Origin of the sequence: Allobosea sp. Root381 (assembly GCF_001429395.1) — a bacterium.
Classification (GTDB): domain Bacteria; phylum Pseudomonadota; class Alphaproteobacteria; order Rhizobiales; family Beijerinckiaceae; genus Allobosea.
Window position 1 is genome coordinate 132780 of record NZ_LMJT01000043.1, and the last position, 25928, is coordinate 158707.

A 25928-nucleotide genomic window follows, 5' to 3' on the forward strand; every position below is an offset into this window, starting at 1 on the left:
CGGAGCCTCCCCTTTTGCGGCCGGCGCGTCCGCGTCCTTGCGAGCGCAGCGAAGCAATCCAGGGGGGCGTAGAGCTCTGCCGCTCCTGGATTGCTCCGCTCCGCTCGCAAAGACAGAAAAGTGTCTGGCTCGTTGGCGGATGCCACGCCGTCTCGGACACAGCACCGTCATCCCGGATGGAGCGCAGCGGAACTCCGGGATCCATCGTGGAGTTCCGGAGCCCTCCGATGGATCCCGGAGCGGCGCGGCTTTGCCGCTTGTCCGGGATGACGGTGGTTCTGGCGGAAATCCTGGAAGCGCTCGGAAAGCAGCGTTGCTCCTGCAGCCCGAGCTATTCCGCCGCCGTGCTCAGTTCCTCGGCCGGCGAAGCCCTGACGGCGCAGAACTTGAACTCCGGGATCTTGCCGTAAGGGTCGAGCGCCGGATTGGTGAGGAGGTTGGCGGCGGCTTCTGCATAGCAGAACGGCAGGAACACCATGTTCTGCGGCACGTCGCGATCCGAGCGCACCTTGACCGCGACGGCGCCGCGGCGGGTCTCCAGCCGGACGAAGCCGCCGGGTGCGATGCCGAGGCGCCCGAGATCGCGCGGCGACATCAGCGCCACGGCTTCAGGCTCCAGATCGTCGAGCACGCCGGCACGCCGCGTCATCGAGCCGGTATGCCAGTGCTCGAGCACGCGGCCCGTCGAGAGCACCATCGGATATTCGGTGTCCGGCAATTCGTCCGGCGGCACGATGTTGGCCGGCACGATCTTCGCCCGCCCGCTCTCGGTCGGGAAGCCCTGCGCGAAGATGATCTCGTTGCCGGGCTGGTCCGGCCCATCGACCGGATAGGTCACCGCCCCTTCCCGCTCCAGCCGCTCCCAGGTGATGTTGCGGAAGGACGGCATCACCAGCGCCATCTCGGCGAAGACATCGGCCGGGCCGGCATAGTCCCAGCCGCAGCCCATGCGGTTGGCGACCTCCTGGATGATCCACCAGTCCTGCCTGGCGTCTCCCGGCGGGCGCAGCACCTGGCGGGCCATCTGCACGCGCCGGTCGGTGTTGGTGAAGGTGCCGACCTTCTCGGCGAAGGCCGAAGCCGGCAGCACGACATCGGCGTGGAAGGCGGTCTCGGTCAGGAACAGGTCCTGCACGACGAGATGGTCGAGCATCGCCAGCGCCTCGCGGGCATGGTTGAGGTCCGGGTCGGACATCGCCGGATTCTCGCCCTCGATATACATGCCGCTGATCTCACCGGCATGGATCGCGTTCATGATCTCGACGACGGTCAGGCCCTTCTTCGGATCGAGCGACTGGCCCCAGAGGTCCTCGAAGATCGCGCGAACCTCGGCCTTCTCGACCGATTGATAATCGGGATAGACCATCGGGATTAGGCCGGCATCGGAGGCGCCCTGCACATTGTTCTGCCCGCGTAGCGGGTGCAGCCCCGTGCCCGGCCGGCCGACCTGCCCGGTGACCATGGCGAGCGCGATCAGGCAACGGGCATTGTCGGTGCCGTGGATGTGCTGGCTGATGCCCATACCCCAGAAGATGATCGAGGCGCGCGAGCGGGCGTAAGCGCGCGCGACCTCCTTCAGCGTCTCAGCCGGGATGCCGCAGACCGCCGCCATCTTCTCGGGCGGGAAGGCCTGGATGTTCTCCCTCAGCCGCTCGAAGCCTTCGGTGTAGCCGGCGATGTACTGTTCGTCGGTAAGGCCCTCGGTGATGATGGTGTGCAGCATCGCGTTCAGCATGGCGACGTCGCTGCCGGGCTTGAAGGCGAGATGCTGCCAGGCATGGCGCGACAGCGACTGCCGCCGCGGATCCATGACAACGAGCTTCGCGCCCTTCTTCGTCGCGTTCTTGATGAAGGTCGCGGCAACCGGATGGTTCACGGTCGGATTGGCGCCGATGACGATGATGACCTCGGCATCGAGAGCGGCCGAGAAGGGCGCGGTGACGGCGCCGGAATTGACGCCTTCCATCAGCGCCGCCACGGAGGAGGCGTGACAGAGCCTGGTGCAGTGGTCGACATTGTTCGAGCCGAAGCCGGTGCGCACCAGCTTCTGGAAGAGATAAGCCTCCTCGTTGGAGCCCTTGGCCGAGCCGAAGCCGGCGAGCGCCTTGCGACCCTTCCCGTCGCGGATTCGGTTCAGCCCCGAAGCCGCCAGATCGAGCGCCTCCTCCCACGACGCCTCGCGGAAATGCGTCCAGGGGTTGGCCGGATCGACCTGGTCCTGCGCATCCTTCGGCATGTTCGGCAGCCGGATCAGCGGCTTGGTCAGCCGATGCGGATGGTGGATGTAGTCGAAGCCGAAGCGCCCCTTGACGCAGAGCCGGTTGTGGTTGGCCGGGCCGTCGCGCCCCTCGGCATAGACGATCGCCTCGTCCTTGACGTTGTAGGTGACCTGGCAGCCGACGCCGCAATAGGGGCAGAGCGAATCGACCCTGCGGTCCGGCCAGACGGTGCGCGTCTGCTCCGCGTCGAGGAAGACCGAGGGCATCAGCGCGCCGGTCGGACAGGCCTGGACGCACTCGCCGCAGGCGACGCAGGTCGATTGGCCCATCGGGTCGTCGAAATCGAAGACGATCTTGGCCTGGGCATTGCGATAGGCCATGCCGATGACGTCGTTGACCTGGACCTCGCGGCAGGCGCGCACGCATAGGCCGCACTGGATGCAGGCGTCGAGATTGACGCTCATCGCGGTGTGGCTGACATCCGAGGCCCAACGCTGCGCGGTTGGGAAACGGCTCTCGATGACGCCGGTCTTGTCCGCCCAACCCCAGAATTTCGAGGTCGGGTCATGCGAGGTCGCGCGCGCCGGCTGGTCGGCGACGAGCAGTTCCATCACCATCTTGCGCGCCTTCTCGGCCCGCTCAGTCGCGGTATGGACCTTCATGCCGACGCTCGGCTTGCGCATGCAGGAGGCGGCGAGCACCCGTTCGCCCTCGATCTCGACCATGCAGGCGCGGCAATTGCCATCGGCTCGATAATCGGGCTCCGGTGAGTAGCAGAGATGCGGGATCTCGGTGCCGAGCCGCTGCGCCACCTGCCAGATCGTCTCGCCGGCCTGAGCCTCGACGCGCTCGCCGTTCAGTTCGAAGCTGATGCCCTGGGTCATTCGGCGGCATCCCTCGTCATGAATTCCTCGGGGAAGTAACGCATCACGCAGGTCAAAGGGTTCGCCGCCGCCTGCCCGAGGCCGCAGATCGAGGCGTCGCGCATCGCCTGCGAGAGCTCGCCGAGCAATTCGCGGTTCCAGACCGGCCGCTGCATCAGCATCACCGCCTTCTGCGTGCCAACGCGGCAGGGCGTGCATTGCCCGCAGCTCTCGTCTTCGAAGAAGCGCATCAGGTTGAGCGCGGCGCCGCGCATGTCGTCCTGGTCCGACAGCACCACGACCGCAGCCGAACCGATGAAGCAGCCATGCTTCTCCAGCGTGCCGAAATCGAGCGGGATGTCGTCCATCGCGGCCGGCAGGATGCCGCCGGAGGCTCCGCCCGGCAGATAGGCACGGAAGCGGTGGCCCTCCTGCATGCCGCCGCAGAACTCCTCGATCAGTTCGCGGATGGTGACGCCGGCAGGGGCGAGCTTGACGCCGGGGCTCTTGACCCGGCCGGACACCGAATAGCTGCGCAGGCCGGTGCGGCCGTTACGACCCTGCGAGCTCCACCAGCCGGTGCCTTTCTCGACGATGTCGCGAATCCAGTAGAGCGTCTCGATATTGTTGATCAGCGTCGGCTGGCCGAAGAGCCCGACCTGGAAGGGGAAAGGCGGCTTGTGCCGCGGCAGCCCGCGCTTGCCCTCGAGGCTTTCGAGCAGCGAGGATTCCTCGCCGCAGATATAGGCTCCGGCACCGCGGCGCAGATGGATCGTAGGGCCCCCCGACGGCAGCTTGGCGAGTTCGCGCGTCAGGATCTCGCGCGCCAGCGGATATTCGTCGCGCAGATAGATGTAGACGTCGCTCGCCTCGACGACATGGGCGCCGACCAGCGTACCCTCGAGGAAACGATGCGGATCGGTGTTGAGATAGTGCCGGTCCTTGAAGGTGCCGGGCTCGCCCTCGTCGCCATTGACCGCCATCAGCCGCGGGCCGGGCTCGCCGCGCACGGCGCGCCATTTGCGCCCCGTCGGAAAACCGGCGCCGCCGAGCCCGCGCAGGCCGGAATCGTCGAGTAAGGAGAGGATCGAATCGATGCTGCGCTCGCCCGAGCGCAGGCTGTCGAGCAGCGCATAGCCGCCCCCGGTGCGATAGGCGTCGTAGTCGATGTAATCGGCCATGTGCGGGTGGGTGTCACCCGCCTCGATCGCGGCCAGCACGCCCTGAGTCGTCGCGGCATGGATGAAATGATGGCCGACCTCCGCCACCGGCGCCTGGTCGCAAAGCCCGACGCAGGGCGCGCGAACGACCCGGACCGAAGGCCCGACGGCGCTGGTCAGGCTTTCGAGCAGGTCTTCCGCCCCGAACATCGCGCAGGTCAGGCTGTCGCAGACGCGCACGGTCAGCGGCGGCAGGTCGGGCTCGCCCTCCTTCACGATGTCGAAATGGGCGTAGAAGGTCGCGGTCTCGAAGACCTCCGCGAAGGACAGCTTCATCTCGTCGGCCAGCGCCGCCAGATGCGCCGCCGAAATCTGGTGCCAGCGGTCCTGGATCAGGTGGAGATGCTCGATCAGCAGGTCGCGCCGTCGCGGGCGGTCGCCGAGCAGTTCCGCGATCTCCTGCAGCGCGCGCGGCTCGATCTGCCGCCCCTTAGGCGTCGAGCGCGCCCGCTTCCGGCCGAGGCCGGGATGCTCGAAGGCGTGGACGTTGTGACTCTGCTGATCGTGCGGCCCACTCATCGACGGTAGCGTCTCCCTCTCCGGAACGTTTCGGTCCCGTCTGCCCCGTGCCGTTATCCCGACACTTGCGGCGAAACCGAACGATATCCGAAAGATTCCAAGGTGCCAACACGTGGCATGCATAATGCCAGAAGCTTCGGAGAGGCCGCGATTCCCGCCGGCAGCTCGCCAGCAAGATGTTCTGCCGTCCTTCGTCCACCCTCTTGACAGTCACGCGAATTGGCATGCCAAATACCAAACAAGGCCTGCGAGCGAATGCGCCGGGTACACGGCACAGCGCGACGACGGATCAACAAAAGAAATTTCCACGGGAGGAAATGCATCATGGTGACCCAGGCAGCTCTCAAAGTTAAACCGCGCGAGACGGCAAACGATCAGGCAACGGTCCGCAAGGTCCTCGACGGGGTGAAGGCCGATGGCCGCACCGGCCTGACGGCCCCGGAGGCCAAGCTGGTCTGCGACGCCTATGACATCCCGCTGCCCAAGGAAGGCCTCGCCAAATCAGCCGACGAGGCCGCCAAGCTCGCGGGCGGCATGGGCTATCCCGTCGTCATGAAGATCGTGTCGGCCGACATCCTGCACAAGACCGATGCCGGCGGCGTGATCGTCGGCGTGAAGAGCGATGCGGAGGCCCGCGCCGCCCATGACAAGATCCTGGCCAATGCCAAGACCTACAAGGCCGACGCCAAGGTCGAGGGCATCCAGGTGCAGCAGATGCTGCCTTCCGGCGCGACCGAGACGCTGGTCGGCGCGATCACCGACCCCTCCTTCGGCAAGCTCGTCGCCTTCGGCCTCGGCGGCATCCTCGTCGAGGTGCTCAAGGACCTGACCTTCCGCCTCGCGCCGGTGAACGAGGCGCAGGCGCTCGACATGATCGGCTCGATCAAGGCCAAGGAGATGCTCGACGGCGTGCGTGGCGGCGAGCCGGTCGACCGGGACGCGCTGGCCGCGATCCTGGTCCAGGTCTCGGCACTGCTCGAGGATTTCCCCGAGATCGAGGAGCTCGACCTCAATCCTGTCTTCGCGACGAAATCCGGCGCGACGGCGGTCGATGCCCGCATCGTCTGCAATTTCGAGGCACGCGTCGAACGCTTCCGCCCGGACCAGGACGCCATCGTCACGGCGATGAACCGAATCTTCCATCCGAAGGCCGTGGCCGTGATCGGCGCCTCGAACGAGGCCGGCAAGATCGGCAATTCGGTGATGAAGAACCTGATCAATGGCGGCTACAAGGGCACGATCGTGCCCGTGCATCCCAAGGCCGACACGATCGAGGGCATCAAGGCCTACAAGTCGATCCTCGACTATGACGGCGTGGTCGATGTCGCGGTCTTCGCCGTGCCAGCCAAGCTCTGCAACGGCGCCATGGACGAGGTCGGCCGCAAGGGCGTGCCCGGCGCGGTGATGATCCCCTCCGGCTTTGCCGAATCCGGCGAACCGGAGCTGCAGGACGAGCTGCTGGCGACGGCCCGCAAGCACAATGTCCGGATCATGGGGCCGAACATCTACGGCTTCTACTATACGCCGGAGAACCTCTGCGCGACCTTCTGCACGGCCTTCGACGTCAAGGGCAAGGCGGCCCTGTCCTCGCAGTCCGGCGGCGTCGGCATGTCGATCATCGGCTTCGCCCGCTCGACCAAGATGGGCGTCTCCTCGATCGTCGGCCTCGGCAACAAATCGGACCTCGACGAGGACGACCTGCTGACCTTCTTCGAGCAGGACCCGAACACCTCGGTCATCGCGATGCATTGCGAGGATCTGAAGGATGGCCGCGCCTTCTCCGAGGTCGCAAGCCGCGTCTCGAAGAAGAAGCCGGTGATCGTGCTCAAGGCCGGCCGCACCGCCTATGGCGCCAAGGCCGCGGCTTCCCATACCGGCGCGCTCGCCGGCAACGACAAGATCTATGACGACATCCTCAAGGCGTCCGGCGTCATCCGCGCGCCCTCGCTGCGCGGCATGCTCGAATATGCCCGCGGCGTGCAGGTCCTGCCGGCGCCGAAAGGCGAGAACGTGCTGATCATCACCGGCGCCGGTGGTTCCGGCGTGCTGCTCTCGGACGCCTGCTTCGACAACGGCTTGACCCTGATGAAGATGCCGGACGACCTCGACGCGGCCTTCCGCAAGTTCATCCCGCCCTTCGGCGCGGCCGGCAACCCGGTCGACATCACCGGCGGCGAGCCGCCGCTGACCTACCAGAACACGGTCCGCCTCGGCCTCAACGACGAGCGCATCCACGCTCTAATCCTCGGCTACTGGCACACGATCGTGACGCCACCGCTGGTCTTCGCCGACAAGATGATCGAGGTCGTAACGGAGGCGCGGGCCAAGGGCATCGACAAGCCGATCGTCGCCTCGCTGGTCGGCGACGTCGAGGTCGAGAAGGCCTGCGAGAAGCTCTACGACCACGGCATCGTGGCCTATCCGTACACCACGGAGACGCCGGTCGAAGTGCTCGGCGCCAAGTACAAATGGGCGCGTGCCGCCGGCCTGATCAAGGGCTGAGCGAGACATCCCGACCCTGCCGACGCCGGAATGCTATCCCGCGTCGGAGGCTGCACGCAGCGCGTGACCACCGTTCCCTGCCCTTGGCAGGGAACGGCTTTCCCGACATCGTTGAAGCCTTGCATTCCGACTGGCCGGCGCCGCGGAACGGCCCGGTCGCTCTCCCCGAACCCGAGGGAGATCGCCAAGAGAGGCCGCCATGAATATCCATGAATACCAGGCGAAGGGGCTGCTCAGGGAATTCGGCGTTCCCGTCCCGGACGGCTTCCCCGTGCTCTCGGCAGGGGATGCGGAGGCAGCCGCCAAGCAGCTGCGCGGGCCGGTCTGGGTGGTGAAATCCCAGATCCATGCCGGCGGCCGCGGCAAAGGCAGCTTCAAGGAGCCGGAAGCCGGCGAGAAGGGCGGCGTGCGTCTGGCGAAATCGGCCGACGAGGCGAAGGCCTTCGTGCAGCAGATGCTCGGCCGCACGCTGGTCACCGTCCAGACCGGCCCGGCCGGCAAGCAGGTCAACCGCCTCTATATCGAGGACGGCTCGCTGATCGACCGCGAATTCTATCTCTCGATGCTGGTCGACCGCGATACCTCGCGCATCGCCTTCGTCATATCGACCGAGGGCGGCATGGACATCGAGGCCGTCGCCCATGACACGCCGGACAAGATCAAGACCTTCTCGGTCGATCCCGCGACCGGCATCATGCCTTTGCACGGCCGCACCGTCGCCGAGGCGCTGGGGTTGACCGGCGACCTCGCCAAGCAGGCCGAGGACCTGACGGCGAAGCTCTATGCCGCCTTCATTGCCAAGGACATGGCGATGCTCGAGATCAACCCGCTGATCGTGACCAAGGACGGCAGGCTGCGTTGCCTCGACGCCAAGATCTCCTTCGACGACAACGCGATCTACCGGCATCCGGACGTCTACAAGCTGCGCGACGAGACGGAAGAAGACGCCAAGGAGATCGAGGCCTCCAAATATGATCTCGCCTATATCGCGCTCGACGGCACGATCGGCTGCATGGTCAACGGCGCCGGGCTTGCGATGGCGACGCTCGACATCATCCAGCTCTACGGCGAAAGCCCGGCCAACTTCCTCGATGTCGGCGGCGGCGCCAGCGAGGAGAAGGTGACGGCGGCTTTCAAGATCATCACCGCCGATCCGAACGTGAAAGGCATCCTGGTCAATATCTTCGGCGGCATCATGAAGTGCGACGTCATCGCGCGCGGCGTCATCGCCGCGGTGAAGACGGTGGGGCTGGAAGTGCCGCTCGTCGTCCGGCTGGAGGGCACGAATGTCGAGGAGGGCAAGGCGATCATCCGCTCCTCCGGACTCAACGTCATCCCGGCCGACGATCTCGACGACGCCGCGCAGAAGATCGTCGCCGCCGTGCGGAAAGGTTGAGGGCGGGGCGAATTCCCCGATCTCTCACCGTGAGAACCAAGGAGACGAAGCGAAAGACCGTTCCGATCTGCGGGGCGCAGAAGCAGTCAGCGAAGAACCAATAATCATAAGAGGGGAAACGCATGGGCATTCTGATCGACAGGAACACCAGGGTCATCTGCCAGGGCTTCACCGGGCGTAACGGCACCTTTCATTCCGAGCAGGCGATCGCCTACGGCACCCGCATGGTCGGTGGCGTCGCGCCCGGCAAGGGCGGCCAGAGCCATCTCGACCTGCCGGTGTTCAACACTGTCGCCGAGGCCAAGGCCAGGACCGGCGCCAACGCATCCGTGGTCTATGTGCCGCCGCCGGGCGCGGCCGATGCGATCTGCGAAGCGATCGACGCCGAAATCCCGCTGATCGTCTGCATCACCGAAGGCATCCCGGTGATGGACATGGTCAAGGTCAAGCGCATGCTCAGCGGCTCGAAATCGCGGCTGATCGGGCCCAACTGCCCCGGCATCGTCACGGCCGGCGAGAGCAAGATCGGCATCATGCCGGCGAACATCTTCCGCAAGGGCTCGGTTGGCATCGTCTCGCGCTCGGGCACACTGACCTATGAGGCGGTGTTTCAGACCTCGCTCGAAGGGCTCGGCCAGACCACGGCCGTCGGCATCGGCGGCGACCCGGTCAAGGGCACCGAATTCATCGACATGCTCGAGCTTTTCCTGGCCGACCCGGCAACCGAATCGATCGTGATGATCGGCGAGATCGGCGGTTCGGCCGAGGAGGACGCGGCGCAGTTCATCAGGGACGAGGCGAGGCGCGGACGCTGCAAGCCGATGGTCGGCTTCATCGCCGGCCGCACGGCACCTCCCGGCCGCCGCATGGGCCATGCGGGCGCGATCATCTCCGGCGGCAAGGGCGGTGCCGAAGACAAGATCGCAGCGATGGAAGCGGCCGGCATCAAGGTCTCGCCCTCGCCGGCGCGCCTCGGCAAGACGCTGGTGGAACTGCTCAACGGCGAAGTCGGCGTCCAGAAGCGCTGCGCCGAAATCGAATGGTCCTTCTGATTCCCACTGCCGCATTTTGAGCCATATCCGGTCGGCATACTGGCGGATACGATCTCCTCCCCCCTGACGGCCCCGCGACGAACTGGTCACGGGGCCGCTTTTTTGGGCCGTAGCCAAGGAAGCGGGTTTCACCTCCCGCATGGACGTGGCGCCGCACCGGCGCTTGATCACGTCGCATTCGGACGAAACCGTCCGAATGCGAAAAACGTGATCGATTCTAAGAGTTTGTAGCATTGCTCCTGCGAAAAACCGGTTTCCACTTTTTCGCGCAATGCTCTATGCGCTGCTGCGATGCAGGAGCAGCGACCTTGAAAGCCCCGAGCGACACGACCCCGCCTGCCGCCGCGACGCAGAGCCTCGTGCTCAAGCGCTTCGCGCCCGAGGCGACCTTCAAGACCAAGGTCTATGCCGCGCTGAAGCATGCGATCATCAACATGGACATCTACGGCTCGCCGGAGCCAACCTGGATCGACGAGCGCCAGCTGTCCGAGCAGCTCGGCGTCAGCCGTACGCCGGTGCGCGAGGCAGTCGCGATGCTGGAGCAGGAAGGGCTGGTGAAGTCGCTGCCGCGGCGCGGCATCATGGTCCTGAAGAAGACCAAGAACGAGATCGTCGAGATGATCCAGGCCTGGGCGGCTCTGGAAAGCATGGCCGCACGCCTCGCCGTGGAGCGCGCCAGCGACGCCGAGATCGGCAAGCTGCGCACCCTGTTCAAGGATTTCGACGAGGCCCACAAGCCGTCCGACCATGTCGGCGAATACTCCTCCGCCAACCTCGTCTTCCACCAGACGCTGATCGGCTTGAGCAAATCGCAGCTGCTCGTCGAGATGACCGACAATCTGCTGCTGCATGTGCGCGGCATCCGCCAGATGACGATCGGCCGCGACGACCGCGCCAGCCGCTCGATCGTCGAGCATCTGCAGATCATCGAGGCGCTGGAGAAGCGCGACGTCGCGCTGGCCGAGCGGCTGTGCCGCGAGCACACGCTGGGCCTCGCGGCCTATGTCGACGAACACGCCGAGATTTTTGACTGAACTATCCCGCCGGCGTCTCCTGCACGAACCCGTTCGTCAACGTGCCGATCCCCTCGATCGTCACCTCGATCGTGTTGACCGGCTCCTTGATCGTCCCGACGCCGAGCGAGGTGCCGCAGCAGATCAGGTCTCCGGGCAGCAGCGTCATGTCGTGCGAGAGACGGCTGACCAGCTCATGCGGCTGGAAGACCATGTCGGCGACGGCATAGTTCTGGCGCTCCTGCCCGTTCAGCAGCGTGCGGACCGTGAGTTGGCGCGGATCGAGCCCCGTCGCCACCACCGGCCCGAACGGCCCGAAACCGTCGAAGCTCTTCGCCCGCACCCATTGCGGGAAGGAAGGGTCGGCCGCGATCAGGTCGAGCGCCGTGATGTCGTCGACGCAGGTGTAGCCGAAGATGAAATCGCCGGCCTCCCGCGGGCTCACCCGGCTACAGCGCCGGCCGATGACGATGCCGAGCTCGCCCTCATAGACGACCTTGCCCGCATAGGATGGCGGCCGCGTCACCGTGGAACCAGAAGCCGCCGCGCAGGACGGCGCCTTCATCAGGTAGAGCGGCTCCGCTGGGACCGACACCGCGAGCTTGGCCGCGAGCGCGTGGAAATTGTTCCAGAGGGCGATGATCTTGGAGGGAGCGGTCGGCGTCAGCAGCGTGATCTCGGCGAGAGGCAAGGTCTCGCCGGTTGGTTCGGCGCCTGCGAAAATGTCGCCATGGTGGATCGCGATCGTCTCGCCCGACAGCCTGCCGAAGCCTTCGCGCCCCCGATGCAGGAAACGCAGCCAATGTGCGATCGCCGGGCTGTTCTCGGTCCGCGCAGCCGTCCGCATCGTCGCATGCGCCATGGCCTCGCCTCCGTCGTTCACGAGGCCGCCATATGGCGCAGCGGCTGCACCGTGGCCTCGGCGGGAGCCTGCCGCTCGGCCAGCGCCTCCTGAGGGAAGGTCGGATAGAGCCCCTTCACCGTCGCCATCTGCTGCACGAGCCCGAGCACCGCGTCGATGAAGGGCGTCGGCGTCTCGACCAGCCGGCCCATCTCCTGCACCGCGGTCAGCAGGGCGTCGATCTCGAGCGGCCGGCCTTTTTCCAGATCCTGCAGCATCGAGGTGCGGTGGGCGCCGACGCCGGCCGCGCCGTTGATCCGGCGCTCGACATCGACGCGGAAGCGCACGCCGAGCCTCTCGCCGATCTCCTGCGCCTCCAGCATCATGCTGCGCGCGAGCGCGCGCGTGCCGGGGTCGGTCGCGACGATGTCGAGCGTCGCATGGGTCAGCGCCGAGATCGGGTTGAAGCAGAGATTGCCCCAGAGCTTCAGCCAGATGTCGTTGCGGATGTCGTCGTAGAGATGCGGCTTCAGCCCGCCGGCCTTCAGCGCCTCAGTGAGACGGTCGAGCCGGGCGCTGGGCTGCCGGTCGGGCTCGCCGAGGCCGAACTGGTCGCCATAGATGTGCCTGACGATGCCGGGCTCGACGAGCTCGGTCGCCGGATAGACCGTGCAGCCGATCACCCGCTCCGGGCCGATCGCGCGCCACTGGCGGTCGCCGGGATCGACGCTGCGCAGGCGCAGATCGGCATATTCACCGGGCAGGCCGTAAAAGTACCACCAGGGCACGCCGTTCTGCGCGGTGACGACCGCCGTCTCCTTCCCGAGCAGCGGCGCCAGATCCTCTGCCGCCTCCCAGGCCTGATGCGACTTGAGCGCGATGATCACGACGTCCTGCGGGCCGAGCTCGCGCGGGTCGCGGCTCGCCGGCATCTGCTCCGTCAGCGTCCCGTCCTTGTGGAGCAGCGTCAGCCCGTTCGCCTTGATCGCCTCGAGCTGGGCGCCGCGCGCGATCAGCGACACGTCCTGCCCGCCGCGCTTCAGCATCACGCCGAGATATCCGCCGATCGCGCCGGCGCCGTAGATGCAGATCTTCATGGGCGCATCCTCTCTCGTTATCGGGGGTGGGCCGGCGTCATTGCGCGGGTTGCAGAACGGGCTCGGGGGCGGGCAGCGGTAGGTCGAGCGCCTCCTCGAACTCGACGACATTGTCGATCTCGGTGCCCATGGCGATGTTGGTGACGCGCTCCAGGATGAACTCCATCACCACCGGCACCCGATATTCCGCCAGCCAGGCCTTGGCCTGGGCGAAGGCGGATTCGAACTCATCGGGGCTGCGCACCCGCAGCGCCTTGCAGCCGAGCCCCTCGGCGACCGCGACATGGTCGACGCCGTAGCCGGCAAGACCCGGCCTGTTGACGTTGTCGAAGCCGAGCCCGACCTGGAAATCCATGTCGAAGCCGCGCTGGGCCTGGCGGATCAGGCCGAGATAGGCGTTGTTCACGACGATGTGGATATAGGGCAGGTTGAACTGCGCCCCGACGGCCAGCTCCTCGATCAGGAACTGGAAATCGTAGTCGCCCGAGAGCGCGACGATCTCGCGCTCCGGATCGGCGGCACGCACGCCCAGCGCTGCCGGCAAGGTCCAGCCGAGCGGGCCGGCCTGGCCGCAATTGATCCAGTGACGCGGGTTGTGGACGCGCAGGAACTGGGCGCCGCCGATCTGCGACAGGCCGATGGTCGAGACGTAGCAGACGTCGCGGCCGAAAGCCTGGTTCATCGCCGCATAGACGCGCTGAGGCTTGAGCGGCACGTGCTCGAAATCGCTCCGGCGCAGCATGGTCTCGCGCCGGCCGCGGCATTCGCTGGCCCAGGCGCTGCGGTTCCGCAGCTGCCCCCTGCCCTCCTGCTCGCGCGCCACTGCCACGAACAATTCGAGCGCCGCCTTCGCATCCGAGACGATGCCGAAATCGGGGTCGAAGACGCGGCCGATCTGGGTCGGCTCTATATCGACGTGAACGAAGGTCCGGCCCTTCGTGTAGGTCTCGATCGAGCCGGTATGGCGGTTCGCCCAGCGATTGCCGATGCCGAGCACGAAATCGGAAGCCAGCATCGTCGCATTGCCGTAGCGATGGCTGGTCTGGAGCCCGACCATGCCCGCCATCAGCGGGTGATCGTCGGGGATCGCGCCCCAGCCCATCAAGGTCGGCACCACGGGCACGCCGGTGAGCTCGGCGAATTCGACCAGCAATTCGGCCGCATCGGCGTTGATCACTCCGCCACCTGCGACGATCAGCGGCCGCTGCGAAGCCTCCAGCATCGCCATCGCCTTCTCGATCTGGCGGCGCGTGGCGGCGGGCCTGTAGACAGGAAGCCGCGCATAGGTGTCGTCGTCGAACTCGATCTCGGCCATCTGGACGTCGACCGGCAGGTCGATCAGCACCGGCCCCGGGCGGCCCGAGCGCATGATGTGGAAGGCCTGCTGGAAGACGCGCGGCACCAGCGCCGGCTCGCGCACAGTCACGGCCCATTTCGTTACCGGCTTGGCGATGGATTCGATGTCGACGGCCTGGAAATCCTCCTTGTACAGGCGGGCGCGCGGCGCCTGGCCGGTGATGCAGAGGATCGGGATGGAATCGGCGATGGCCGAATAGAGACCCGTGATCATGTCGGTGCCGGCGGGGCCGGAGGTGCCGATGCAGACGCCGATATTGCCGGCAACGGCGCGGCTGTAGCCCTCGGCCATATGCGAGGCGCCCTCGACATGGCGCGCCAGGATGTGGTGGATCGAGCGGCGGCTCTTCAGCGCGGCATAGAGCGGGTTGATCGCGGCGCCCGGCACACCGAATGCCTGCGTCACGCCCTCCCGCTCCAGCACACTGACCGCAGCCTCGATAGCCCGCATTTTCGGCATGGCCTGCTCCCCACGAGAGAACCTCGATTGGTATACGAGATGCCAGATCGACGCATGGGTCAATTTATTTCAGAATATTTTTTCATTCCTCTCGCGATGGCGATTTTTCATATTTTAACAGACACTTCCGATTATCCGAACTGGGTCTGGCCCAAATGGTGCAAAAATATTCCGCCTATCGTTCGCTAACCGGCAGCGACCGTGCTTTCCTGCCGGAACGAAAGTCTATGGGAGAATCCGCATGAGCCTCGTCGAGCAACGCAAGGGGCGCGGGCGGCCGCGCTCCCTGAAAGCCGCAAGCGCCGGCGGTGCGGTGCAGGCGCTGGATCGTGGACTGACACTGCTCGAGATCCTGGCCGAGGAGGACGGGCTGACGCTGAGCGAGCTCAGCCGGCGCTCCGGCGTCTCGGCCTCGACGGTCCACCGCATCCTGCTGACGCTGGAGGTCCGCGCCTATGTCCAGCACGACATGGAGCGGGGGCTCTGGCTGGTCGGCGTCGGCGCCTTCAAGACCGGCTCGGCCTTCCTGCGCAACCGCCGCATCGCGAGCATGGGGCGCGCGATGATGCACGCGCTGATGGAATCGAGCGGCGAGACGGTCAATCTCGGGATCGAGGACAATGGCGAGGTGGTGTTCATCTCGCAGGTCGAGAGCCACGACACGCTGCGCGCCTTCTTCCGCGCCGGCAGCCGTGGCGCGATGCATGCCTCGGGCGTGGGTAAGGCGCTGCTGGCCGAATTCCCCGAACATCGCGTGCGCCAGATCTGCGCGCTGCGGCGCCTGGAGCGCTTCACCGAGCATACCATCACCGATCTCGGCCGGTTCCTGCGCGAGCTGGCGGAGGGGCGCCGGCGCGGCTGGGCGCTCGACGACGAGGAGCGCACGCTGGGCATGCGCTGCGTCGCCGCGCCGATCTTCAACGAGCATGCCGAGGCGATAGCGGGCGTGTCGGTATCGGGGCCGGCCGTCCGCGTCACCCCGCGCAAGCTCGACGATTACGGCCCGATGGTGCGCCGAGCCGCCGACGAGATCACGCTATCGATCGGCGGGCAGCTGCCGGCGCGGGAGTGAGGCCAGTCGCACCAGCGCGTCCGAAGAGGCTGTTGCCGTCATTGCAAGCGCAGCGATGCAATCCAGAGCGGCAGCGCTCTACGCCCCCTTGGATTGCTTCGTCGCTTGCGCTCCTCGCAATGAGGCCAAAGGCCCGTGAAAACTCACCCCCGCCCGGCCAGCGCCTGCCTGACCGTCTCCCCCACCAGATGAGCGCTCGGGGCGATCCGTACGCCGGCCGATTCCAGCGCCTTGATCTTGCCGGCCGCATCGCCCCTGCCGCGCAGGGTCAGAGCCCCGGCATGGCCCATGCGGCGCTCGAGCGGCGCCTCGCGGCCGACGATCAGCGCAATGACCGGCTTGGACGGCCGCAGCCCCGCGACATACTCGGCGACCTCCTCCTCCTCCGTGCCGCCGATCTCGCCGATCAGCACCACGGCCTGCGTGTCGACATCCGCCAGCAGCAGCTCGAGGCATTCGCGCATGCCGATGCCGTGGATGGGGTCGCCGCCGACGCCGATCGTCGTCGACTGGCCGAGGCCGGCGGCGGTGATCTGCGCCACGACCTCGCTCGTCAGCGAGGCCGAACGCGAGACGATGCCGACGCCGCCGGGACGCTCGCTGCCTGTCGCCATCACGCCGAGCTTGCCGACGCCCGGCACCAGGATGCCCTGCGAATTGGCGCCGACCAGAATGGTGCGCGCGCCTTTCAGCGCCGCGCGCACCCGGACCATGTCGAGCGTCGGCACGCGCTCGGTGACGGCGACCACCAGCGGCAGTTCGGCCTCGATCGCCTCGATCATGGCCGCAGCGGCATTGGGCGGCGGCACGAAGACGATGCTCGCATTCGCCCCGGTCTCGACCTGAGCATCGGCGACCCGGTCATAGACCGGCAGGTTGAGATGCGAGCGCCCGCCCTTGCCCGGCGTGATGCCGCCGACGACCTGCGTGCCGTATTCCATCATCCGCGCGACGTGATGGGTGCCGGCCCATCCGGTCATGCCCTGGCAGAGGACGCGAGTGTCTCGGTTCAGGAAGACGGCCATGGCTCAGGCTCTCCTCTCGGCCAGCGCGACCGCCTGCGAGGCCGCAGTCCACATGTCGGGGCAGTCGATCACCGCGCAGCCGAAGTTCTGCAGGCGCGAGCGCGCGAAATCGGCGTTGTTGCCGGCCAGGCGCACGACCAGCGGCAGCGAGCGACCGGTGCGCCGCAAGGCGATGCCGAGCCCCTCGGCGATGGTGTCGCAGGCCTGCATGCCGCCGCCATGGACGTTGATGAGGATCGCGCGCGTCGCCGGGTTATCGAGCAGCAGGCCGAAGCCGTGGGCGATGTCGAGACTCTTTGCCGTGGTCCGGATGTCCATGAAATTGGCCGGCCGGCCATTCGCCGCGACGAGCATGTCGAGCGTGGCGAGGCCGAGGCCCGCGCCATTCGCCACCATGCCGATGTCGCCATCGAGCTGGATATAGTTGAGCTGGTGGCGCTGGGCCTGCAGCTCGACGGCGCTGGTATCGTCCTCGTCGCGCAGCGCCGCGAGCTCGGGGTGGCGGAACAGCGCGTTGTCGTCGAGTATCATCTTGACGTCGAGCGCGACCAGCGTGCCGGCGTCGGTGACCGCCAGCGGGTTGAGCTCGATCAGGCTGGCGTCGAGCTCGACGAAGGCCCGTCGCAGGCCGTCCACGAGCGCGCAAACCCGCTCATGCACTGCGCCCTCCAGGCCCAGCCCGGCCAGGAAGGCCGCCACGACCTGCGCCCGCGCCTCGCGGCCGGTCCCGAGCCTGAGCTCACGGATGCGAAGCTCGCCGCGCGCCGCCTGCTCCTCGATATCCGCGCCGCCCCTGGAACTGCCGATCAGCATCACCTCGCCCGCGGCTGAGTCGACCAGCAAGGCGAGATGCAGCTCGCGCTGCCCCGGCACAGCGGCCTCGACAAGGACCCGCCTGACGATCTGGCCGGTTGGGCCGGTCTGGTCCGTCACCAGCGCCTCGCCGAGCAGGGCGACGGCCGCAGCCTCGGCGTCGGCGGGTGTTTCGGCCGGCCGAACACCGCCGGCGCGCTGGCGCCCGCCGGCATGGATCTGCGCCTTGACCATCACGGCGCCGCCGAGGCGCCCCGCGATCTCACCGGCCTCTTCGGCCCTGATGGCGACGCCGCTCTCCGGCACGGTCAGGCCATACGGTGCAAGAAGGTGCTTCGCCTGGAACTCATGGATCTTCACGGCCCGGTCCCTCCGCTAACGCCCCAAAGAGGCGGCATCCATCTTGGCATACATTATGCCAATATGGATCAGGCGGCAACTGGCCGGCTTCCTTTTGCGGATGCGGGCTGTCTCTGGACCGCTGTCATCCCGGGCTTTCCGGGACGTGGCGCGCTTCAGCGAAAACTCGGCCTCCGCTGGGGCATACTGATTTCCACGGATCCGCGTCGTCGTCCCGGGCTTGCCCCGGGACCCATTCCGGAGCGCTTCCGGGCAAAGTTCAGCAATGGATACCGGGTCTGCGCTTCGCTGCGCCCGGGATGACCCGAGTTTCTCTGCAAAATCAGCCCGCGCTAATAGCGCGTGATCTTCGTGACCTCGTCGATCGCGGTCAGCCCGGACTGCGCCTGCGGCGAGCCGTTGGCGCGATGGAGCGCGCTGAAGACCTTGCGGGCGTCGGCGTAGCGCCCGAGATTGAAGTAGGACCAACCGCGCGACATCATCAGATCGGTGGTTTCCGGCGCGTAGCGCGCGCGTTCGCCCAGAACCAGCAGCGCCGCGTTGTAGTTCTTCGCGTCGTACAGGGCGTAGAAGCGCTCCGAGAGGATGAGCGCCGTCAGTTCGCGGCGGCGAGCCTGCGGGATCGGCGCCGAAGCGGCCGAGACATTGGCCTCCGCCGTCAGCCCCTGTTGCAACTGCGCATAGACCTTGCCGGCGGCGGCATCCCCGGCAACCTGCGCCGAGCCCGTGCGCTGCGCGATATCGAAGGCTTCGATGGCCGCAGCGGGGCGCTTGAGGTCGAGCAGGCGCCAACCCTGGGCGAGGGCTGCGGCGCCCGCTCGGCCGCCGCCGGAGGCCGCCCTGCGCGGCGCGGCGGGCTCGGCGGATCGCGAGGGCACCTCGTCCTCGATCGCAGCCGGCGGCGAAGCGGCGCGCGCCACGCGGGCGGGAAGCCGGGGACCCTCGCGCGGGACCGACTCCGGCACGGCGGCCGGCAGCGGTATCTCCCGCACCTCCCGCGCAGGCGCCGCCTGACGACCCGGGCGGAGGATATCGGCGATGCGCTGCGAGCGCGCGCCCCATTCCGAAACGATGGCGAGCAGCCCCGCCCGGTCGCGCAGGCGCTGGCGGACGAGTGCCAGGCCGTAGGCCGCCTGTTCGAGGTTGCGATCCCAACCTAGAGCGGTCTTGAACCACTCCCCGGCCGCTTCGACCTGCCCGGAATTATAGGCGTACCAGCCGAGGCCGCTGGCCCCGGAGGCATAGCGCTCGGAGCCGACCGTCCTGGCGATGCGCGTGACGATGGCCTCGCTCAGGCGCGGCGGCGGCTCCTGCGCAATCAGCGCGGTCGCGGCATCGAGATAGGCCTTGCGGTTGGCCGCTCCGGCCTCGAGCCATTGCGAGCCGAGCTCCTCGGCCTGCAGATGGTCCTTGACGGCGCTGAGCGCGAGCACCGCACCCTCGGCTGCTTTGGCGCCGCCATTGCGCGAGAGCGCGGTCTTGAACCAGGTGACCGCCTTCGCCGCATCATTGTGGTGCAGCGCGTAGAAGCCGAGCAGGATCGCATCATCCGGCGTCGTTGCGGCGGTCGCGAGCGCCTCGATGCGCCTCAGCTCTTCGGGCGTGGCGGTCAGCGGCGGGTTCTCCGCCGCCCGGCCGATGCGCTGGCGCGCCAGCTCGTCGCGGATCGAGGAGAACTCGCCATTGCGCTCCTGCGCCAGCAGCGCGAGCGTCATCTCCTCGGGCAGGGCCGGCAGCACCTTCTGCATCGTCGCCAGCCGGTCGGCCGGATCGGTGCAGTTGGTCAGGACATAGGAATAGGCGTCGCGGGCCCGGTCGGGGCGCTTCGTCTGGACGAAGGCCTCGGCCACGCGCCAGAGCGAATCGACATTGGCGCAGGTCAGGAGGGCCGGCGTGTCGGTGCCGATGCGGATGACCTGTTCCCACTGCTTGGCATTGGAGGCGTTGACGAGGCGCTGCCGCGCCTCGGCCTGATCCAGCTGCTGGACGAGATCCGCCGGCGGCTGCCAGTTCGGATCGCCGGCGCTGCGCTGGGCGATTGCGGCCCGAAGCTCCCCCAGCTTGCTCTCGCCGAAGAGCTTCCACATGCGTTCGAGTTCGGGATCGACCCGCGCCACAGTGCCGGTCAGGTCGGCCGGCGGTTTCCATTCCGGATAAAGCGCGCGCAGCCGCGCCATCTCAGCCTCAAGGCGGCGCGTGTCGCCCTGCTGCGCGAAATAGCGCAGCGCGCTCTCGTCGACGACCGGTGGGGCCGGAGCCGGTTGCCCGGCGGGCGGGCGCTGCGCCTGGGCGAGATCGATCGCGGGCTGCAGCGCCTCCTCGGCCGTACGCTTCTCCTGCGCCAGGGCCCTCTCCAGCGGGTTCTGGCTCTCGCCCCGCGCCGGCCAGCCGTAGTAGCTGCCCAGCCCATAGACCACGGTGCCGGCGACCGCTGCCGTGACCAGGATCGATTTCACATGCATCGCGGATACCTCTCGGCGAGCATGGCGAGCGAGAGCAGGTGAAGCGTCGAGGGATAATAGGCCGTCGGCTGGAAGGTCTTCAACTCCGCCGGCACGGGCGTTCCGTCGAGCGCGCAGGCGATGCTTGCCGCCAGGATGCGATATCCCGGATCGGGAAGCGGATCGACCGGCTTGCCGCTGCCCAGATCGATGGTGGCGGTTCCGTTCGACCATGCCGCGCGGATCGGGCCGAAGCGGGCGGGCTCGGTGAGGCCGGCGCGCAGCAGATAGAGGGGGATGCGGATGGCGTTGTAGCTGAACTGCGCGGGGAAGCCCTCGGCCGGCTTCGGCTCGCCCTTCACCGAAAGCCATTCGGCCGGCGGCTTGGCCGTCTTCGCGACACGGTCCAGCAGCCGCAGCCCCGTGGCCTTCACCTGCATCCAGCTCTGGTCGCCCGTCAGCCGCGCCATGACCGGGAGGGCCTCGAAGATCCAGTATGAAGGATTGACCACGGGTCCGTCGGGGCGGTCCTTCTCGGAGAAGCCATGCGCGCCCGGCATCAGCCAGATCTCGCCGTTGCGCTTCAGCAGGGCGACCTTGGTCAGGCTGCGCGCAAGCTGGCGCGCCGCCGCCGTGTAGTTCGGCATGTTCCAGCCCGCGCCCGCCGATGCCAGCGCATAGGCGATCAACAGGTCGCCGTCGCTGGCATTGTTGATGTCGGTGACATGCGGGCTCGCCTTCGGATCCCAGCGCCAGGCTGAAAGGCCGTCGTCGCGGATCAGCATTTCCGTGCGGGTGAAGGCGAGGATGCGGGCGAAGGTCGTGCGGTCGCCGGCGAGATAGGCCAGCAGGAGCCCGTAGCCCTGGCTCTCGCTATGGCTGATCTCGCCGTTGACGTCATCGACGACGCGGCCATCCGCCATCACGAATTTCTGCCGGTAGAGGTCCCAGGCTTCGGCCGGGATCGCCGCGGCGGCGGGAAATGCGATGCCGAAAGCCATGATTGCCGCGACGAGGCTCGCAAGAATTCTGCTCATGACCGTTGTCCCACCTGGCGCAGCACCAGGGACGTCCCGATGCCAAGCACGATGCAGGCCACCAGCACGGCAAGCGCGTAGATTGCGATGTTGCTCGACATCCAGTTCGCCAATACCAGGCGCATATTGGCAAGGCTGAAGGCCCGCGTCGCGACGAAGTTCGTCTTCTCCGGTTCCTGCACCTGGAACCCCTGCGAGCCTTGATAGGCGGTCAGCTTGCCGGAGAGGCCGGCCCAGTTCCCCGGCTTGGTAAGCCGCGCGATCGTGCTCTCGAGCGCCGTCGTGCGACGCGCGACGAAAGCCGTCCAGACCTCGCCCGAATCCGGATCCACCGCCTGCGCCACGATCATGTCCGTGCCCGCGGCGGGATCGTACAGCGTGGTCGCGCCGGACGGCACGCGCAGCTGCGCGAAGGACAACGAGAAGGTGCGCTGCAGCCATTGATCGAAGGAGACGAAATAGCGGGCGAGCGGTCCCCCGAGCGAACTGCGCCAGCGATCGCGCAGCTCGTCGTTGCTCCGCGGCGTCGATTCCGCTTCCGTAACAGGTCTGCCATGCCGCCCCTGGAAGCTCTTGATGACGGCATCGAAGACGGCGGAGCCCTCGCTGTCGGGCCCCACGACCGCCTCGTCGGCGCGCGCTGGCCAGGTGGTGCGGACGTTTTCAGAGACGCCGACGCGCGGGAGAACGCCCGATGGCAGCTGCCCGGCTGCTCCCACGATCAGCGTAGGCTGGCCCGACGCCGTGCTCGTGCTGCTCAACGCATCGATCGCCAGCGGGCGGTTCGCCTGCTGGGCCAGCCGCGCAAGCAGCGTGGCGGCCGCGCCGTAGTTCATTGCATCCTGTCGTCCCAGGATCAGCGAGGTTCGGGTGGCGACCGAGTAGGGAAAAGCGGTGCCAGCCGTCGCCGCCAGATTGGGCATCACGCCGATCTTCGCGAAATCGGGAAAGGCGAGCTCGGTGGAATCGAACAGGGCGAAACGGTTCGCACCGGGAAGCGTGGCGCCCGGACCGCAAGCGAGGTCGCTTGCGGAGACGGTCACGGCCTCGAACCAGATCTCGTTGATGCCGGCCCGGAAGTTGCGGAGCGGCAGATTGATCGGAAAGCGCCGGAAATAGCCGCCGCCAGCCGCATTGAGCGGCACCGTGGCGGCGACCCGCCCATTGACGAAGACTTCGAGATGGCTGTCTCCCGGGCGCACTTCGGGGGAATAGGCGCCGTCGAGATACAGCGTCGCCTCGCCATAGGCCCCGGCATAGAAGTCCCCGGGGAAGGCGACGACTGCCCGGACCCGCAGGCGCCGACCGGTGAATTCCTGCGTCGGTATCCCCAGTTCCGAGAATGACAGGGCGCGCTCGTCCGTGATGACGGGCGCAGCGGGCAGATGCCAGCTCGCCGTGTCCATGACCCTGCGGGTCATGTTGGGCGGCCGTCGCATGGGTTTTGTCAGCGTCGTCTCGATGGCGTTCTCGACATCCTGCCAGGTGTTGCCGGCGATGAGCAGCGTCGAAGGCCCCAGCCTCGCATCGGAGACGAAGCCGACGAAGCTGCGTCCCTTCGCCTGTTCGGGCACCTCGGCGAGAACCTCGGGAAGTTCGGCGGTGATCCCCAGGACGACGGCGAGCGTGCCGGCGCGGATCGCGCCTTCGGGGCGCTCCATCACCTCGACGACCGGCTGGCTGAAACCGCCGCGCAGGGCCAATGCCTGGGCGACGGCCATGATCGGGTTCCCCGCGACCGAGCGCGAGACGCTCGGCGCGATGATCCGGAGCGTCGTCTGGCCGCTCTCGTCGGCGCCCACCGCCGGCAGGTCGTCGAGATTGCGCAGCTGCCGCAACGAAGGCGAGACCGCTCTGAAGACGAGCCCGGTGCCCGCCCCTTCGATCCGCGTCCACAGCTCGTAGGTCGAGGCAACGCTGCAATCCGTCCGGTGGCGCTGCGCGACCTCGAAGCGGATCGTGTTCTGTCCCGGTCTCAGCAGCCCCTTGCGGAGCTTGGCGGACAGGCTTGCCTGCCGCTCCGAAGAAGCGACGGGCGCCTCCAGCACGCGCTCGTTGTTCACCCTCACGACCAGGCGCGAGGCCTCGGGCATGACGACGAGCGCATTCTGATAAGCGACATTCAGGTCGATATCGGCGCCCGCCTCGTCCTGGGTCAGATGGAACGACCAGGTACGGGTATCGGCCTCGCCCTCGAGATTGACGCGCGCCGCAGGCAGCAGCGGCCTGAAGGCTGAAACATTCGTCTGGACCGGTCGCGCCGGGGCGACCGGCGCCTGCAACGCCGGTGCCGGAGCCGGGGAAGACGGCGATGCCGCTGGGGGCGCGATCGTGAAGGGCGCGACCGGCGCCACGGGCTTCGCCGGTTCCTGCGCGCCACCATGGGAAGCGCCGGCCGAGAGCATTGCCGCGACAAGGGCGCGGATCAGGAAACGCCCGGTCATCGGGTGGCTTCCTTCTTGACCGGGGGCCTCTGGCGGTTGAAGCGGGTCAGGCCGAAGAAGTAGGTCAGGCCGCGGCTGGTCTGGAAGATCGCGATCCGCAGGAAGCGCAGCGTGCCCAGCGTCACGCCAATATTCTGCCGCCGCCCGCCCTGGAAGCGACTCCAGGTCTCGGAATCGGAGAAGACGAGGTCGGCGATCATCCGGCTGTGCAGCGGTTCCGTGCTTTCGTAGCGGCAGCCCAGCAGCACGCCCTTTTCGTCGCGCTGGACGCGCTGCACCCTGACCGGCAACTGGCCGCGCGGCATGTCGATCGTCGTCTCGAAGGAGATCAGCGCCGCGCTGCCGTTCGGTATCCGGTCGTACTCGTTCGCCATGATGCGGATGCCGACGCCGCCGACGGAGGCATCATCCGTCACCATCGGGATGGTCCTTCCATCGACGACGATCTCGCCGCGGCGCTCGACCGCGAATCGCCGCGAGGAGCGCCCTTCCGGCCGCTCCGAGACGACGCCGAGCGCGCATCCGGCCATCAGCAGGTTCAGGATGTTCCAATAGCCGACGACGAGCGTCGTATCGGCATTGTAAGGTTCGACGATCGTGCGCCAGTAGGTCGCGACGAGGCCGAGCGCCAGCACGCCGAAGATGATGAAGAAGGGCGTGCCCAGCTCGGAGACCCGGCGCGTCGCCAGCGTCTCGTTCTTTGAGGTGACCTTGAAGGTCGGCTTGCTCGGCTTGAGCATGACCGAGACGATCGCCGGCAGCAGGTAGACCGACTGGATGAACTCGTAGAGCTCCGAGATCCAGGTCCAGCGATAGCGGCCATAGAGATAGTTCTGCATCAGCAGGTTAACGATCATGTAGCCGAGGATGTAGGCGAGGAACTCGGCGCCCGATGCGGTAAAGATCTCCAGCCCGAAGAACAGGTAGAACAGCGGCGCGACCAGGAAGATCAGCCGTACGAAGGGGAACATCCAGAACAACGCCGAGGAGGTGTAGCAAAGGCGCTGCGGCAGCGAGAGGCCGCGCTTGAACAGCGGGCGATGGTAGATCAGAATCTGCATCATGCCCTGCGCCCAGCGCGAGCGCTGCCCAATGAAGCTCGCGAAGGTCGGGGGCTGCAGGCCGGCGATCAGCGGCTTGTCGACATAGACGCTGTTCCAGCCAGTCGAATGCAGCGTCAGCGCCGTCTCGGCGTCCTCGGTGATGCTCCGGCCGGCGAAGCCGCCGACTTCATCGAGCGCTTCGCGTCGCAGAACCGCGGCCGAGCCGCAGAAGAAGGCCGCATTCCACTTGTCGAGGCCGCGCTGGATGATGCCGTAGAACATCTCGTTCTCGGACGGCATGTGATCGAAGGTCTTGAGGTTGCGCTCCAGCGGGTCGGGATTGATGAAGAAATGCGGCGTCTGGACCAGGAAGAGCCGCGGATCGACGCCGAAGAAGCCGACCGTCTCGGTGAGGAAATCGCGCGCCGGCGCATGGTCGGCGTCAAACACGACGATGAGCTCGCCGGTCGAGTTGGCGAGCCCGTTGTTGAGATTGCCGGCCTTGGCGCTCTTGTTGAACGCGCGGGTGAGATAGGTGACGCCCAGCCCGGCGCAAAGCCCCTGCAGTTCGGCGCGCCGCTCCCGCGCCGCAGCCGCGGCGACGAAATTGGCCGAGGCACATTTCTCGTCCGTGCCACCGTCGTCCAGTAGATACACCCGCATGCGACCTGCCGGATAATCCATGGCAAGCGCGGCCGCGAGCGTGGTCGCGAGCAGGTCGGCATCTTCGTTGTAGGTCGGCACGAAGACGTCGACGGTCGGCGGGTTCTCGGGGTCGAACGGCGGCGCCTTGCGAGAAGGCAGCGGCATCGAGACCACGAACAGGCTGAGGAACAGCATGCCGATGTTGTAGAGCTCGGCGAGGTAGAGGATCAGACCCGGAATGAAATCCTCGATCTGGTTGACGGGCGGCAACGTGCTGGTCGTGCGCCAGTAGAGATAGCGCAGGACGATCGCCGTCCCCAGGCCGAGCGCGATCAGCCGCCAGACGCCGAGCGGGCGCAGGAACTTGAGCAGGATCATGGCCGCGATCACGATCGTGCTGGCGATCAGATGCGCCTGCAGGCTGATCGGCAGCGTGATGAGGGCGACAACGACAGCAGCGACGATGGCCCAGACGATGACGTAGATCGCGGTTCGCATCGGGTTATCCAG

At 67.1% G+C, this 25928-nt stretch carries 16 protein-coding genes; 5 read left to right on the top strand and 11 right to left on the bottom strand.

Going from position 1 to position 25928, the window contains the following annotated elements; genetic code table 11:
• Window positions 1-331 precede the first annotated feature (331 nt).
• Both fdhF and ASE63_RS24885 read right to left on the bottom strand, forming a co-directional pair.
• Window positions 332-3103 carry a formate dehydrogenase subunit alpha gene (gene fdhF, locus ASE63_RS24880; protein WP_056808100.1) on the bottom strand — a complete coding sequence of 924 codons (2772 nt, stop codon included), beginning with the start codon at window positions 3101-3103 and terminating at the stop codon, window positions 332-334.
• Window positions 3100-4821 (bottom strand): NADH-ubiquinone oxidoreductase-F iron-sulfur binding region domain-containing protein, encoded by a 1722-nt coding sequence (locus ASE63_RS24885; RefSeq protein WP_056808102.1) that lies wholly within the window; start codon window positions 4819-4821, stop codon window positions 3100-3102. Before ASE63_RS24885 ends, fdhF begins: the two co-directional genes overlap by 4 nt.
• Before the next feature lie 324 nt (window positions 4822-5145).
• Here ASE63_RS24885 and ASE63_RS24890 point away from each other — a divergent pair, with 324 nt between their 5' ends.
• The 4 genes from ASE63_RS24890 to ASE63_RS24905 all read left to right on the top strand — a co-directional run bounded on the left by ASE63_RS24890 (window position 5146) and on the right by ASE63_RS24905 (window position 10805).
• On the top strand, window positions 5146-7323 hold the full coding sequence (locus ASE63_RS24890; RefSeq protein ID WP_056808103.1) for an acetate--CoA ligase family protein: 2178 nt from the start codon (window positions 5146-5148) through the stop codon (window positions 7321-7323).
• A gap of 199 nt (window positions 7324-7522) precedes the next feature.
• Entirely contained in the window at window positions 7523-8719 is a 1197-nt protein-coding gene (gene sucC / locus ASE63_RS24895) for an ADP-forming succinate--CoA ligase subunit beta (RefSeq protein ID WP_056808104.1), read from the top strand.
• 122 nt (window positions 8720-8841) lie between these two features.
• Window positions 8842-9771: a succinate--CoA ligase subunit alpha gene (gene sucD / locus ASE63_RS24900; protein WP_056808105.1), complete on the top strand. Its 930-nt coding sequence runs from the start codon at window positions 8842-8844 to the stop codon at window positions 9769-9771.
• Between the two features lie 308 nt (window positions 9772-10079).
• Entirely contained in the window at window positions 10080-10805 is a 726-nt protein-coding gene (locus ASE63_RS24905; RefSeq protein WP_056808168.1) for a GntR family transcriptional regulator, read from the top strand.
• A 1-nt stretch (window position 10806) separates the two neighbouring features.
• On the opposite strand, the gene ASE63_RS24910 is transcribed toward ASE63_RS24905, so the two are convergent.
• The 3 genes from ASE63_RS24910 to gcl form a co-directional block, all read right to left on the bottom strand.
• Window positions 10807-11595, bottom strand: a complete 789-nt coding sequence (locus tag ASE63_RS24910) for a fumarylacetoacetate hydrolase family protein (protein WP_156410599.1) — start codon at window positions 11593-11595, stop codon at window positions 10807-10809.
• 68 nt (window positions 11596-11663) lie between these two features.
• Complete coding sequence (locus ASE63_RS24915; protein WP_056808107.1) at window positions 11664-12722, bottom strand: 2-dehydropantoate 2-reductase; 1059 nt, start codon at window positions 12720-12722, stop codon at window positions 11664-11666.
• A 37-nt stretch (window positions 12723-12759) separates the two neighbouring features.
• The gene (gcl, locus tag ASE63_RS24920; RefSeq protein WP_056808109.1) at window positions 12760-14538 is read right to left on the bottom strand and encodes a glyoxylate carboligase; all 1779 of its coding nucleotides are present in this window, start codon (window positions 14536-14538) and stop codon (window positions 12760-12762) included.
• 241 nt (window positions 14539-14779) lie between these two features.
• Here gcl and bhcR point away from each other — a divergent pair, with 241 nt between their 5' ends.
• Window positions 14780-15610 carry an HTH-type transcriptional regulator BhcR gene (gene bhcR, locus ASE63_RS24925; RefSeq protein WP_056808111.1) on the top strand — a complete coding sequence of 277 codons (831 nt, stop codon included), beginning with the start codon at window positions 14780-14782 and terminating at the stop codon, window positions 15608-15610.
• A gap of 143 nt (window positions 15611-15753) precedes the next feature.
• Here the strand turns inward: bhcR and sucD (ASE63_RS24930) are convergent, their stop codons facing one another.
• The 6 genes from sucD (ASE63_RS24930) to bcsA all read right to left on the bottom strand — a co-directional run bounded on the left by sucD (ASE63_RS24930) (window position 15754) and on the right by bcsA (window position 25916).
• On the bottom strand, window positions 15754-16635 hold the full coding sequence (gene sucD, locus ASE63_RS24930) for a succinate--CoA ligase subunit alpha (RefSeq protein ID WP_056808113.1): 882 nt from the start codon (window positions 16633-16635) through the stop codon (window positions 15754-15756).
• A 3-nt stretch (window positions 16636-16638) separates the two neighbouring features.
• Window positions 16639-17808, bottom strand: a complete 1170-nt coding sequence (gene sucC / locus ASE63_RS24935; RefSeq protein WP_056808115.1) for an ADP-forming succinate--CoA ligase subunit beta — start codon at window positions 17806-17808, stop codon at window positions 16639-16641.
• A gap of 332 nt (window positions 17809-18140) precedes the next feature.
• Window positions 18141-20270 carry a tetratricopeptide repeat protein gene (locus ASE63_RS24940; protein ID WP_056808117.1) on the bottom strand — a complete coding sequence of 710 codons (2130 nt, stop codon included), beginning with the start codon at window positions 20268-20270 and terminating at the stop codon, window positions 18141-18143.
• Window positions 20261-21286 carry a glycosyl hydrolase family 8 gene (locus tag ASE63_RS24945; protein WP_056808119.1) on the bottom strand — a complete coding sequence of 342 codons (1026 nt, stop codon included), beginning with the start codon at window positions 21284-21286 and terminating at the stop codon, window positions 20261-20263. The genes ASE63_RS24940 and ASE63_RS24945 overlap by 10 nt, the downstream gene beginning before the upstream one ends.
• Window positions 21283-23730 carry a cellulose biosynthesis cyclic di-GMP-binding regulatory protein BcsB gene (locus ASE63_RS24950; RefSeq protein WP_082610283.1) on the bottom strand — a complete coding sequence of 816 codons (2448 nt, stop codon included), beginning with the start codon at window positions 23728-23730 and terminating at the stop codon, window positions 21283-21285. Before ASE63_RS24950 ends, ASE63_RS24945 begins: the two co-directional genes overlap by 4 nt.
• On the bottom strand, window positions 23727-25916 hold the full coding sequence (gene bcsA / locus ASE63_RS24955) for a UDP-forming cellulose synthase catalytic subunit (RefSeq protein ID WP_056808122.1): 2190 nt from the start codon (window positions 25914-25916) through the stop codon (window positions 23727-23729). The genes ASE63_RS24950 and bcsA overlap by 4 nt, the downstream gene beginning before the upstream one ends.
• Between the last annotated feature and the right edge of the window lie 12 nt (window positions 25917-25928).